16 protein-coding genes and 1 tRNA gene are annotated in these 12161 nt (G+C 69.9%); 5 read left to right on the top strand and 12 right to left on the bottom strand.

Annotation, left to right across the window (positions count from 1 at the left end):
* Both RIM90_RS26835 and RIM90_RS26830 read right to left on the bottom strand, forming a co-directional pair.
* A partial coding sequence (locus tag RIM90_RS26835) for a co-chaperone GroES (protein WP_309063331.1) occupies window positions 1-256 on the bottom strand: 256 nt, incomplete at its 3' end.
* Between the two features lie 44 nt (window positions 257-300).
* Window positions 301-630, bottom strand: coding sequence for a DUF3618 domain-containing protein (locus RIM90_RS26830; RefSeq protein WP_309063330.1), 330 nt, complete (start codon window positions 628-630; stop codon window positions 301-303).
* A gap of 139 nt (window positions 631-769) precedes the next feature.
* On the opposite strand from RIM90_RS26830, the gene bcp reads away from it, so the two are divergent.
* The gene (gene bcp, locus RIM90_RS26825) at window positions 770-1237 is read left to right on the top strand and encodes a thioredoxin-dependent thiol peroxidase (RefSeq protein ID WP_309063329.1); all 468 of its coding nucleotides are present in this window, start codon (window positions 770-772) and stop codon (window positions 1235-1237) included.
* A gap of 646 nt (window positions 1238-1883) precedes the next feature.
* Window positions 1884-1967, top strand: a tRNA-Leu gene (locus RIM90_RS26820).
* A 53-nt stretch (window positions 1968-2020) separates the two neighbouring features.
* On the opposite strand, the gene rdgB is transcribed toward RIM90_RS26820, so the two are convergent.
* The 4 genes from rdgB to RIM90_RS26800 all read right to left on the bottom strand — a co-directional run bounded on the left by rdgB (window position 2021) and on the right by RIM90_RS26800 (window position 4281).
* Window positions 2021-2623, bottom strand: a complete 603-nt coding sequence (gene rdgB, locus RIM90_RS26815; protein WP_309063328.1) for an RdgB/HAM1 family non-canonical purine NTP pyrophosphatase — start codon at window positions 2621-2623, stop codon at window positions 2021-2023.
* Between the two features lie 58 nt (window positions 2624-2681).
* A complete protein-coding gene (locus tag RIM90_RS26810) occupies window positions 2682-3080 on the bottom strand; it encodes a hypothetical protein (RefSeq protein ID WP_309063327.1) in 399 nt (132 codons plus the stop codon).
* Window positions 3081-3221: 141 nt separating this feature from the next.
* On the bottom strand, window positions 3222-3959 hold the full coding sequence (rph, locus tag RIM90_RS26805) for a ribonuclease PH (RefSeq protein WP_309063326.1): 738 nt from the start codon (window positions 3957-3959) through the stop codon (window positions 3222-3224).
* An 88-nt stretch (window positions 3960-4047) separates the two neighbouring features.
* Complete coding sequence (locus RIM90_RS26800) at window positions 4048-4281, bottom strand: glucose PTS transporter subunit EIIB (RefSeq protein WP_030868674.1); 234 nt, start codon at window positions 4279-4281, stop codon at window positions 4048-4050.
* A gap of 231 nt (window positions 4282-4512) precedes the next feature.
* Here RIM90_RS26800 and RIM90_RS26795 point away from each other — a divergent pair, with 231 nt between their 5' ends.
* Both RIM90_RS26795 and RIM90_RS26790 read left to right on the top strand, forming a co-directional pair.
* Window positions 4513-5826: a PTS transporter subunit EIIC gene (locus RIM90_RS26795; RefSeq protein WP_309063325.1), complete on the top strand. Its 1314-nt coding sequence runs from the start codon at window positions 4513-4515 to the stop codon at window positions 5824-5826.
* A gap of 234 nt (window positions 5827-6060) precedes the next feature.
* On the top strand, window positions 6061-7311 hold the full coding sequence (locus RIM90_RS26790; RefSeq protein ID WP_309063324.1) for a PTS transporter subunit EIIC: 1251 nt from the start codon (window positions 6061-6063) through the stop codon (window positions 7309-7311).
* A gap of 82 nt (window positions 7312-7393) precedes the next feature.
* Here the strand turns inward: RIM90_RS26790 and RIM90_RS26785 are convergent, their stop codons facing one another.
* Entirely contained in the window at window positions 7394-8146 is a 753-nt protein-coding gene (locus RIM90_RS26785; protein ID WP_309063323.1) for an MBL fold metallo-hydrolase, read from the bottom strand.
* Between the two features lie 193 nt (window positions 8147-8339).
* Here RIM90_RS26785 and RIM90_RS26780 point away from each other — a divergent pair, with 193 nt between their 5' ends.
* Window positions 8340-8801: a type II toxin-antitoxin system PemK/MazF family toxin gene (locus RIM90_RS26780; RefSeq protein WP_309063322.1), complete on the top strand. Its 462-nt coding sequence runs from the start codon at window positions 8340-8342 to the stop codon at window positions 8799-8801.
* A gap of 76 nt (window positions 8802-8877) precedes the next feature.
* Here the strand turns inward: RIM90_RS26780 and RIM90_RS26775 are convergent, their stop codons facing one another.
* The 5 genes from RIM90_RS26775 to RIM90_RS26760 form a co-directional block, all read right to left on the bottom strand.
* The gene (locus RIM90_RS26775) at window positions 8878-9828 is read right to left on the bottom strand and encodes a cysteine synthase (RefSeq protein ID WP_309063321.1); all 951 of its coding nucleotides are present in this window, start codon (window positions 9826-9828) and stop codon (window positions 8878-8880) included.
* Between the two features lie 6 nt (window positions 9829-9834).
* Entirely contained in the window at window positions 9835-10167 is a 333-nt protein-coding gene (locus RIM90_RS26770) for a MoaD/ThiS family protein (RefSeq protein ID WP_309063320.1), read from the bottom strand.
* 117 nt (window positions 10168-10284) lie between these two features.
* Complete coding sequence (locus tag RIM90_RS31635; RefSeq protein WP_344642241.1) at window positions 10285-10380, bottom strand: putative leader peptide; 96 nt, start codon at window positions 10378-10380, stop codon at window positions 10285-10287.
* A gap of 79 nt (window positions 10381-10459) precedes the next feature.
* Window positions 10460-10882 carry a M67 family metallopeptidase gene (locus tag RIM90_RS26765; protein WP_309063319.1) on the bottom strand — a complete coding sequence of 141 codons (423 nt, stop codon included), beginning with the start codon at window positions 10880-10882 and terminating at the stop codon, window positions 10460-10462.
* A gap of 133 nt (window positions 10883-11015) precedes the next feature.
* Window positions 11016-12161: amino acid permease (locus RIM90_RS26760; protein ID WP_309063318.1), on the bottom strand; the 1146-nt coding region annotated here is incomplete at its 5' end.

The following is a 12161-nucleotide window of genomic DNA, read 5'->3' as shown; positions in this document are numbered from 1 at the left end:
CCTCGACCTCCGCCCGGTCCTCCGGATCGAACAGCACCCGGTCACCCGGCTCCACGGTCCGTACGTTCTGCCCCACCGCGACGACCTCGGCCCAGGCCAGCCGGCGGCCCACCGCCGCCGTCGCGGGGATCAGGATCCCGCCCCCGGAACGCCGCTCGCCCTCACTCGTGTCCTGCCGCACGAGTACGCGATCGTGCAGCATCCGGATGGGCAGCTTGTCGTGCTGGGGGCTGTGCTCGTGTCTGTTGGCGCTCACGTCCTGAAACCTACCTGCCTTTGCCGCACCCGCACGCGGGTGGGTCAGCCCTTGCGCCGACGCGCGGTCACCGTCAGCAGCCCCACGACCCCGACCACCAGCAGCGCCGCGGGCACCACCCGCTCCATCCGGGGCGCTCCCTCCTCGTCCACGAACCGGACCTTGACGTCACTCACCACACGGTTGACGCGGACGTAGGCACGCCCGAGCGTGTGGTCCACGTTGGCGACGACCTTGGCCTTCGCGTCCCCCACGATCGTCTTCGGGTGCACCCGCACACCGATCTCGTCCAGGGTCTCGGCCAGCACCGCACGACGGCGCCTGATGTCCGCCTCGATCTGCGCCGGGGTTCTGGTGTCCGCCGTGTCCGCCACCGTGTCGCCTCCGAAATCCGCTGATACCTGTGTCGCACAGTCTGTCAGCTTCACGCCGCGCCGCACTGTCAGGACCCCCGGTTACCCTCGATCCCGGCACCCGATCCATGCAGCGCGTACGTACGAGGAGACCAGACCGATGAGCGAACGCCTCCAGCCCGGGGACGAGGCCCCCGCCTTCACCCTGCCCGACGCCGACGGCAACGAGGTGTCCCTGGCCGACCACAAGGGCCGCAAGGTCATCGTCTACTTCTACCCGGCCGCGCTCACCCCCGGCTGCACCAAGCAGGCCTGCGACTTCACCGACAACCTCGACCTGCTCGCGGGCGCGGGCTACGACGTGATCGGCATCTCCCCCGACAAGCCGGAGAAGCTCGCGAAGTTCCGCGAGAAGGAGTCCCTGAAGGTCACCCTCCTCGCCGACCCCGACAAGCGGGTCCTGGAGGCGTACGGCGCCTACGGCGAGAAGAAGCTCTACGGCAAGACGGTGGTCGGCGTCATCCGCTCCACGATCGTCGTCGACGAGGAGGGCAAGGTCGAACGCGCCCTCTACAACGTCAAGGCGACGGGCCACGTAGCCAAGATCATCAAGGACCTGGGCGTCTGACCCACGCCCCCCGGAACGGCCCGTACCCGATCACCGGCACGGGCCGTTCCGCATTCCCCATTCCGCACATGACCGTCCGACAACCGGTTCGTCACTCCGCACGAGGCCACGAACGGGCGGCCGGACGTGGAACGACGGAGGGGGCTCGATGGGGGCCGGTGGCGTACGCCAGGGAGCGCCTGGAGGAAGCGGCTCGGGGAGCACGGACGCCGACGGAGACGCCGGTGCGGTCGGGGGTGGATCCGGAGGGCTGGAAACGACGGTGCGTTCTTGAGCGAATACCGACACCTCGCACTTCACGCCGGTTACCCCCACAGAGCGCAAAAGGTGCAACCACCGGCGCCGGGTGGCCGGGGAAATCCTCGTCGAGGACGTCTCGGAACACGCCACACGTACTCGTTACAGCCGGCTCGAGAAGGCGACGCCGGAGAACTGGGCGTCGTCGAGAAGTGCGCGCCGTGTGGCATCGACGCGGTCCGGCCGGGTGAGCCGCTTCCGCTCGGAGTCGACCACGTGGACGGCACCTGACGGAACAGCCGGATCGAAAACCTGCGGTTGCTGTGTCCGAATTGCCGCGCAATCACCAGCACTTGGTGCAGGGGAGGCGCAAGGCGACGCACGGCTCCCGGTACCATGGCAGGCGCTGGCGGCGGTGGCGCAATGGCGACGCAGCAGACTTAGGATCTGTGGCCCTTGATCGGGCTTGAGGGTTCGAATCCCTTCCGCCGCACACAAACGGCCTGCGAATCGAAGGACGATGCGCAGGCCGTTGTCGCGCGCGGCTCAGCCCAGCAGCTCCCGCACCACCGGAACCAGCTCGCGGAAGGCCTTCCCCCGGTGGCTGATCGCGTTCTTCTCGGCGGGGGAGAGCTCCGCGCACGTCCGCGTCTCGCCCTCCGGCTGGAGGATCGGGTCGTAGCCGAAGCCGTTCGTGCCGGCGGGTTCGCGGCGCAGGGTGCCCGTGAGCCGGCCCTCGACCACCCTCTCCGTGCCGTCGGGCAGCGCCAGGGCCGCCGCGCAGGCGAAGTGGGCGCCCCGGTGCTCGTCCGCGATGTCCGACAGCTGGGCCAGGAGGAGGTCCAGGTTGGCCCGGTCGTCGCCGTGGCGGCCTGCCCAGCGGGCGGAGAAGATGCCGGGGGCGCCGCCCAGGACGTCGACGCAGAGGCCGGAGTCGTCGGCGACGGCGGGCAGGCCCGTGGCCCGGGCGAGGGCGTGGGCCTTGAGGAGGGCGTTCTCGGCGAAGGTGACGCCGGTTTCCTTGACGTCGGGGACGTCGGGACAGGCGTCGGCGCCGACGAGTTCGTGGGGCAGGCCGGCTTCGGCGAGGATGGCCCTCAGTTCGGTGATCTTTCCGGCGTTGCGGGTGGCGAGGATCAGGCGGGTCATGGGGTCCAGTATCCCGGGCCCCATGGGCCGCTCCGCTCCCCGGCTCCCCGCGGTGTCCCTACGGGGTGCAGACCTTCGTCAGTTCGCCGGCCGCGTCGGTGACGGGGCCGATGTCGGGGGTCGCGTCGCCGTTCTCGACCGACGTGCGGACGTTCTCGACGGCCTTGTTGAGGTCGTCGACGGCCTGGGAGACGTCGGCGTTGTCGGCCTTGTCGCCGATCTCGTCGAGGTTCTTGTCGATGGCGTCGAGGGATTCCTCGAGCTGGCTGACGTCGTTGGAGGCGTTCTCGACGGCCTGCTGCATGTCGGTGACGCTGTCGGCGATGGCGTCGGCGGTCTGGACGCAGTCCAGTGCCTTGTCGACGGCGTCGCAGCCCGTGGTGAGTCCGGCGGTCAGCGCGACGGCCGCCAGGGTGGCGGCGACGGCTGCGGTGCGGCGTCGGCGGCTCGCGGCCATGGAACGGTCCCCTCCTCATCGGGCCGGTGGGCCCGGGTCGCTGGCCGGGCGCGCGGGGTTGAGCCGTGCGCCCGTACTTGTTCAGACGCGGGGGCGGCCGGCGCGGTTGCCCGGCGTCGGCCACCTGTCTTGGCGTGTCTTTTACTTTTCGGTGACGGTACCAAGTGCGGCGCGCTGTGCGGCGGCGAGTTCGGTGCAGCCGGCGACGGCGAGGTCGAGGAGGGCGTTCAGTTCGTCGCGGGCGAAGGGTTCGGCTTCGGCGGTGCCCTGGACCTCGACGAAGCGGCCGTCGCCGGTGCAGACGACGTTCATGTCGGTGTCGGCCTTGACGTCCTCCTCGTAGCAGAGGTCGAGGAGGGGGACGCCGGCGACGATGCCGACGGAGACGGCGGAGACGGTGCCGGTGAGGGGCTTGCGGCCGGGGCGGACGAGTTTCTTGGCCTGGGCCCAGGTGACGGCGTCGGCGAGGGCGACGTAGGAGCCGGTGATGGCGGCGGTGCGGGTGCCGCCGTCGGCCTGGAGGACGTCGCAGTCGAGGACGATGGTGTTCTCGCCGAGGGCCTTGTAGTCGACGACGGCGCGCAGGGAGCGGCCGATGAGGCGGCTGATCTCGTGGGTGCGGCCGCCGATGCGGCCCTTGACGGACTCGCGGTCGCCGCGGGTGTTGGTGGCGCGGGGGAGCATGGCGTATTCGGCGGTGATCCAGCCTTCGCCGCTGCCCTTGCGCCAGCGGGGGACGCCTTCGGTGACGGAGGCGGTGCAGAGGACCTTGGTGTCGCCGAAGGAGACGAGGACGGAGCCTTCGGCGTGCTTGCTCCAGCCGCGTTCGATGGTGATCGGGCGGAGTTGTTCGGGGGTGCGGCCGTCGATTCGAGACATGGCGCCGAGCCTAGCCGTACCTGCGGAAGGGCCCCTCCCGCGGTGGGAAGGGGCCCTCGGGAGTGGGGCCGGGACGGCGCCCGCTCCCTCACATCATGTCTTCGATCTCCGCTGCGATGGGGTCGGCGTCGGTGCCGATGACGACCTGGATGGCGCTGCCCATCTTGACGACGCCGTGGGCGCCGGCGGCCTTCAGGGCGGCTTCGTCGACCTTGGCCGGGTCGACGACCTCGGTGCGGAGGCGGGTGATGCAGCCCTCGACCTCTTCGATGTTGTCGATGCCGCCGAGCCCGGCAACGATCTTCTCAGCCTTGGTGGCCATGTTCGTTCTCCCTGATCCGAACCGCTTTGTCGCAGTAACCCACAGTTGGCCCATCTTCGCGAGCGGTCATGTCGTGGGTGCCGGATGATGGCGTCACGACAGCGGAACCGTCCCCAACTGGTCTACACCACCCGGTGGACCGCCGCCAAACCCGCTGCCGTCCTGTCCGCGTGCCCGCTGCCCGACCGCTTCCGGAGAAGCCGCCCGACCGCCTCCAGCAAAGGGGACCGGATGAGTGCCGACCGTTCCGCCGGCGTCGAGAATACGGCCGGTCCCGCGCGGGAGCGCTGGAACCGGTTGTTCCAGGGTCTGCAGAAGATGGGCCGCAGTCTGCAGTTGCCGATCGCGGTGCTGCCGGCGGCGGGCATCCTCAACCGGCTGGGGCAGCCGGACGTGTTCGGGGACGACGGTCTCGGCTGGACGAACGTCTCCAAGGTGATGGTGGGTGCGGGCGGCGCGCTGCTGGACGGTTCGCTGGGGCTGCCGCTGCTGTTCTGCGTCGGTGTGGCCATCGGCATGGCGAAGAAGGCGGACGGTTCGACGGCGCTGGCGGCGGTGGCGGGGTTCCTCGTCTACTTCAACGTGCTGCGGCAGTTCCCGGAGGACTGTCCGGAGGGGTCGGAGGCGGTGCCGCAGATCGGGTGCCGGCTGACCGACGGGTCGGGGACGGTGACCGCCTTCACCTACCAGAACCCGGGGGTCTTCGGCGGCATCGTCATGGGGCTGCTGGCGGCCTACTTCTGGCAGCGGTTCCACCGCACCAGGCTGGTGGACTGGCTGGGCTTCTTCAACGGGCGCCGGCTGGTGCCGATCATCATGGCGTTCGTGGCGATCCTGTTCGCGGCGTTGTGCCTGTGGATCTGGCCGCCGATCGGCGACGCGCTGGAGAGCTTCAGCGACTGGCTCAGCGACCTGGGCGCGTGGGGGGCGGGCGTGTTCGGCGTGGCCAACCGGGCGCTGCTGGTGATCGGGCTGCACCAGTTCCTGAACGTGCCGATGTGGTTCCAGTTCGGCAGCTACACCAAGCCGGACGGCACGGTGGTGCACGGTGACATCAACATGTTCCTGGCGGGCGATCCGACCGCGGGCCAGTTCACCACCGGCTTCTTCCCGATCATGATGTTCGCCCTGCCGGCCGCCGCGCTGGCGATCACGCACTGCGCGAGGCCCCACCGCCGCAAGGAGGTCGGCGGGCTGATGCTGTCGGTGGCTCTGACGTCGTTCGTGACCGGTATCACCGAGCCGCTGGAGTACTCCTTCCTCTTCATCGCGCCGGCGCTGTACGTGATCCACGCGGTGCTGACGGGCGTGTCGATGGCGGTGACGTGGGGGCTGGGGGTGAAGGACGGGTTCAGCTTCTCGGCCGGGCTCATCGACTACGTCATCAACTGGAACCTGGCCACCAGGCCGTGGCTGATCATCCCGGTCGGCCTGTGCTTCGCGGCGGTCTACTACGTCGTCTTCCGCTTCGCGATCACGAAGTTCGATCTGAAGACTCCGGGGCGGGAGCCGGAGGAGGAGGTCGAGGACATCACGAAGGCGTGATCTCCTAGGCTGGGCTTGGCTGTCGGGGCCCTCGGACCGCTCGGTCCGGGGGCTTTTCGGCGTGCCCGGAGGGTGCTCGCCGGGCGGCTGCGGGGCGGCTCCGTCCAGGGCTCCGGAAGGGCACGGTGCGTAGCCCGCCGGTAGCAGGATTCGCGGGTTCCTTACGCGGCCTTCATCGTGCTACAACAGGTCTACACCACTGAGTGGTGTAGACCACCACCCGATGGAGGATGTATGAGCACCGCCACCGCATCGGCGGCCCCCGCAAAGAAGCGGGGATCCGGCCTCTTCCAAGGCCTGCAGAAGGTCGGCCGCAGCCTGCAGCTCCCGATCGCCGTCCTGCCGGCGGCCGGCATCCTGCTGCGGCTCGGTCAGCCCGACGTCTTCGGCGCCGACGGCCTCGGCTGGGACAAGGTCGCGGCCGTGTTCGCCACCGCGGGCGGCGCCATCTTCGACAACCTGCCGATGCTGTTCTGCATCGGCGTGGCCATCGGCTTCGCCAAGAAGGCCGACGGTTCCACGGCGCTCGCCGCCCTCGTCGGTTTCCTGGTCTACAGCAACGTCCTGAAGGCCTTCCCGGTCACCGAGGCGAAGGTGCAGGACGGCGCGGACATAGCCGCCACCTACAACAACCCCGGTGTCCTCGGCGGCATCCTGATGGGTCTGCTGGCGGCGGTGCTGTGGCAGCGCTACCACCGCAAGAAGCTGGTGGACTGGCTCGGCTTCTTCAACGGCCGCCGTCTCGTCCCGATCATCATGGCCTTCGTCGGCACCGCGATGGGCGTCTTCTTCGGCCTGGTCTGGGAGCCGATCGGCGAGGGCATCTCGAACGTCGGTGAGTGGATCACCGAGCTGGGCGCCCTCGGCGCGGGTCTGTTCGGTCTCGTCAACCGCGCGCTGATCCCGGTCGGCATGCACCAGTTCGTCAACACCGTCTCCTGGTTCCAGATCGGTGACTTCACCAACGCCGCGGGCGAGGTGGTCCACGGTGACCTGAACCGCTTCTTCGCCGGTGACCCGGACGCGGGGCAGTTCATGTCGGGCTTCTTCCCGATCATGATGTTCGGTCTGCCGGCCGCCGCCATCGCCATCGCGCACGCCGCCCGCCCGGAGCGCCGCAAGGCCGTGACGGGCATGATGGTCTCCCTCGCGCTGACCTCCTTCGTGACCGGTGTGACCGAGCCGATCGAGTTCGCGTTCATGTTCATCGCCCCGGCGCTGTACGTGATCCACGCCGTCCTGACGGCCCTGTCGATGGCGATCACCTGGGCGCTCGGAGTGCACGCGGGCTTCACCTTCTCGGCGGGCTTCATCGACTACGCGCTCAACTGGAACCTGTCGACCAAGCCCTGGCTGATCATCCCGATCGGCCTGGTGTTCGCGGCGATCTACTACGTGGTCTTCCGCTTCGCCATCGCCAAGTTCAACCTGCCGACCCCGGGCCGTGAGCCCGAGGAGGAGCTCGAGGACACCACGAAGGCGTGAGCCGTCCTCGTACGGCACGTACGGCATGACCGAGGCCCCGGAGCCGATGACGGCTCCGGGGCCTCGTCGTCGCGCCTCGGCGTCAGATCTCGTACGTCGCGCCCGGCGCCGCCAGCTCCACCGGGCCGTCGTACACCGCGCGGGCGTCGGCGAGGTTGACCTGCGGGTCGGTCCACGGGGGGATGTGGGTGAGGACCAGGCGGCGGGCGTGGGCGCGGGCCGCGGTCTCACCCGCCTCGCGGCCGTTGAGGTGCAGGTCGGGGATGTTCTCCTTGCCGTGCGTGAAGGCGGCCTCGCACAGGAACAGGTCGGCGTCGCGGGCGAGTCCGTCCAGGGCCGGGCTCACTCCCGTGTCGCCGGAGTAGGTCAGCGTCTTCCCGCCGTGCTCGATGCGGATGCCGTACGCCTCCACCGGGTGCGCGACGCGCTCGGTGTGGACGGTGAACGGGCCGATCTCGAAGGTGGACGGCTTGACCGTGTGGAAGTCGAAGACCTCGCTCATGGAGGAGGCCGAGGGGGTGTCGGCGTAGGCGGTGGTCAGCCGGTGTTCCGTGCCCTCGGGCCCGAAGACCGGGAGGGGGGCGCAGCGGCCGCCGTCGTGCCGGTAGTAGCGCGCCACGAAGTACGCGCACATGTCGATGCAGTGATCGGCGTGCAGATGGCTGAGGAAGATCGCGTCGAGGTCGTAGAGACCGCAGTGGCGCTGCAGCTCGCCCAGGGCGCCGTTGCCCAGGTCGAGAAGCAGCCGGAAGCCGTCGGCCTCGACGAGGTAGCTCGAGCAGGCCGACTCCGCGGACGGGAACGACCCCGAGCAGCCGACGACGGTGAGCTTCATGAAGCAGAAACCTCCGCTGGCGGGGATGTGAAGACGGGGGTCGTGCGGTTTGTCGAGCGTAAGGCGCAAAACCTTTGGTCGCTCCTCCGCCAGGGGCTGTTGTGGGCGAACTCACCTGTGCTGTCACCGGTTCGGCTGGAAGCGAGGCTTCCGGGGGGCGCGCGGGGGCGGCCCGCGCCGGTACCGTCGGGACATGGACACGTCCTGGTGGCTCGCCTTCGCCGCGGTGGTGCTGCTCGCGCTGGTCGCCGTGCTCGTCGACGGGTGGGGCCGGGGGCGGCGGCCGCCCCGGGAGCGCCGGATCCGGTTCTCCCGGCCGAGGGGGCGGGCCGGTACGGACGCGGACCGGCCGCGGCCGGCGGAGATCTGGTGGGCCGGGGTGCCCTACGAGGACGGGCCCGGGAGCAAGGACCGGCCGTGTCTGGTGCTGGCGGTGCACGGGGAGCGGGTGACCGTCGCGAAGATCACGACGAGGTTCCGGGACGAGCGGGCGGGAGTGATCGCGCTGCCCCCGGGCTCCGTCGGGGACGCGCAGGGGCGGGCGAGCTTCCTGGAGGCGGACGAGCTGCGCGAGGTGCCGGTGGGGGACTTCCGGCGCCGGGTGGGCGTGGTCGACCCGGTGCTGTGGGACCAGGTGCGGTATCTCGCGGGGTGACGTCCGCCGGGAACGCGAGAAGGGGCCGGAGGTGTCCCTCCGGCCCCTCGGGTCTCCGCTGTGCGGGCGCCCTGCCCTACGCCCAGAGCTGGCCCTGGAGCGTTTCGATGGCCTCCTCCGTCGTCGCGGCCGTGTACACGCCGGTCGACAGGTACTTCCAGCCGCCGTCGGCGACGACGAAGACGACGTCGGCGGACTCCCCCGCCTTCAGTGCCTTCTTCGCGACGCCGATCGCCGCGTGCAGGGCCGCGCCGGTGGAGACGCCGGCGAAGATGCCCTCCTGCTGGAGCAGTTCGCGCGTGCGGGTGACCGCGTCGGCGGAGCCGACCGAGAAGCGGGTGGTGAGGACGGAGGCGTCGTACAGCTCGGGGACGAAGCCCTCGTCGAGGTTGCGCAGGCCGTAGACCAGGTCGTCGTAGCGCGGTTCGGCGGCGACGACCCGCACGTCCGGTTTGTGCTCGCGCAGGTAGCGGCCGACGCCCATCAGGGTGCCCGTGGTGCCGAGGCCGGCCACGAAGTGCGTGATGGAGGGCAGGTCGGCGAGGATCTCGGGGCCGGTGGTGGCGTAGTGCGCGCCGGCGTTGTCGGGGTTGCCGTACTGGTAGAGCATCACCCAGTCCGGGTGCTCGGCGGAGAGCTCCTTGGCGACCCGTACGGCGGTGTTGGAGCCGCCCGCGGCCGGGGAGGAGATGATCTCCGCGCCCCACATGCCGAGCAGGTCGCGGCGCTCCTGCGAGGTGTTCTCGGGCATCACGCACACCATGCGGTAGCCCTTGAGCTTCGCGGCCATGGCGAGCGAGATGCCGGTGTTGCCGCTGGTCGGCTCGAGGATGGTGCAGCCCGGGGTCAGGCGGCCGTCCTTCTCCGCCTGCTCGATCATGTGCAGGGCCGGACGGTCCTTGACCGAGCCGGTGGGGTTGCGGTCCTCCAGCTTGGCCCAGATCGAGACGTCGGCGGACGGAGACAGCCGCGGCAGGCGCACCAGGGGGGTGTTGCCCACCGCGGCCAGCGGGGAGTCGTAACGCATCGCCGGTCAGGCCGTTCCCGCCCGCCGCCCGGCCGCCACCCCGGCCGGACGCGGCTTCGCCGCGGCAGAACCTCCTGCGACGGCCGGCAGGATCGTGACGTTGTCGCCGTCGGACAGCTTGGTGTTGATGCCGTCGAGGAAGCGGACGTCCTCGTCGTTCAGGTAGACGTTGACGAAGCGGCGCAGCTGCTCGCCGTCCACGATGCGGGCGTGGATGCCCGTGTGCCGGGTCTCGAGGTCGGCGAAGAGCTCGGCGAGGGTGTTCCCGGTGCCCTCCACCGCCTTCTGACCGTCGGTGTACTGGCGGAGGATGGTCGGGATGCGGACCTCGATGGCCATGGCTGAGGGCTCCTGTCGGAAGGTGTCGTAGGTTCGAAACGGCGCGCTGGGGTCCTCCGGGGCCTTCGGCACCGGAGGAGCCGCCGCGGCCCACGGCCGTACGGCGGCGGCGGAACGTCAACAGATGGCGCTGTTCAGCCTGCACAGGTCGACGTGCAGCCGCGCCACGAGCAGTGCGCCCGGCGCCTTGTCGCTCACGTCGAGAAGAACCATGGGGTCATCGTATCGATTCCCGGTCCGGGATCCGGAGTGTGATCCCACATCGCGGACGCCTGGATTTCGGCATGCGGGATCAGTAGGCCTCGACGACCTTGACCTCCTCCTCGGTGACCTCGCCGTCCAGGATCCGGAAGGAGCGGAACTGGAACTCGCCGGCGCCGTCGGTGTCGGCGGTGGAGACCAGGACGTAGTGGGCGCCGGGCTCGTTGGCGTAGGAGATGTCGGTGCGGGAGGGGTAGGCCTCGGTCGCGGTGTGGGAGTGGTAGATGACCACCGGCTCCTCGTCGTTGTCGTCCATCTCGCGGTACAGCTTCAGCAGGTCCTGGGAGTCGAACTCGTAGAACGTGGGCGAGCGGGCCGCGTTCAGCATGGGGATGAAGCGCTCGGGGCGGCCGGAGCCCACCGGGCCCGCCACCACGCCGCACGCCTCGTCGGGGTGGTCCTCGCGCGCGTGGGCGACGATCTGGTCGTACAGGGCCTGGGTGATGGTCAGCATGGGGCTCAGGATAAGCAGACGGGCCGCCGCGTACCGAGGGGTGGTACGCGGCGGCCCGCATGCCGGACGCCCTGAGCGGCCGCCGCGGGGAGTGCCACGAGTACTCCCCGCGGCCGGGCGTCCTGCGCGGGGGTCAGCCGACCTTCTCGAAGTCCGGCTCGCGGCGCTCGGTGACCTCCGGGTTGCGGCTCTTGAGGACGGCCCAGCCGATGCCCAGGGCGACGGCCCAGCCGGCCATCACGTACAGGCAGATGCGGGCGTCCGCGTCGATCGCGATCAGGGCGGTGACGAAGAGCAGGAACGCGATGGCGATCCAGGAGCAGACCGAGCCGCCGGGCGCCGGGAAGGACGAGGCGGGCAGCCGGCCCGCGACGACCTGGCGGCGGTAGCGGACGTGGCTGATCAGGATCATCAGCCAGGTCCAGATGCCGGCCGCGGTGGCGACGGAGGTGACGTAGCCGAAGGCCTTCTCCGGGACGACGTAGTTCAGGACCACGCCGATGCCCATGAAGACCACCGAGGTGGCGATGCCGAGCGCCGGGGTCTTGGTGGACGACAGCCGCTGGAAGACCCGCGGGGCCTCGCCGTTGTCGGCGAGGGTGCGCAGCATGCGGCCGGTGGAGTACATGCCGGAGTTGCAGGACGACAGGGCGGCGGTCAGCACGACGAAGTTGACGATGCCGGCGCCGGCCGGGATGCCGATGACCGCGAACGCCTTCACGAAGGGGCTGGCGCCGTCGGAGAACTCGGTCCACTTGACCACGCACAGGATGACGGTGAGCGCGCCGACGTAGAACAGCGCGATGCGCCAGGGCAGGGTGTTGATCGCCTTGGGGAGGGTCTTCTCCGGGTTCTCGGACTCGCCCGCCGTGACGCCGACGAGCTCGACGGCGAGGTAGGCGAACATGACGCCCTGCAGGGTCATCAGGGACGAGCCGATGCCCTTGGGGAAGAAGCCGTCGAAGGCCCACAGGTTGGAGACGGAGGCGGTGTCACCGGCCTGGCTGAAGCCGAGGGTGAGCACGCCGAGACCGATCACGATCATGCCGATGATCGCGGTGACCTTGATCATCGAGAACCAGAACTCGATCTCGCCGAACAGTTTCACCGAGATCAGGTTGGCCGCGAACAGGATGATCAGGAAGACCAGCGCCGACGTCCACTGCGGGATCGCCGGGAACCAGTAGTTGATGTAGATGGCGGCGGCGGTCAGCTCGGCCATGCCGGTGACCACCCACATCAGCCAGTACGTCCAGCCGGTGAAGTAGCCGAAGAACGG

It is taken from the genome of Streptomyces sp., from assembly GCF_031181555.1.
GTDB classification, from domain to species: domain Bacteria; phylum Actinomycetota; class Actinomycetes; order Streptomycetales; family Streptomycetaceae; genus Streptomyces; species Streptomyces fimbriatus.
This window is presented reverse-complemented; position numbering and strand designations above follow the sequence as displayed.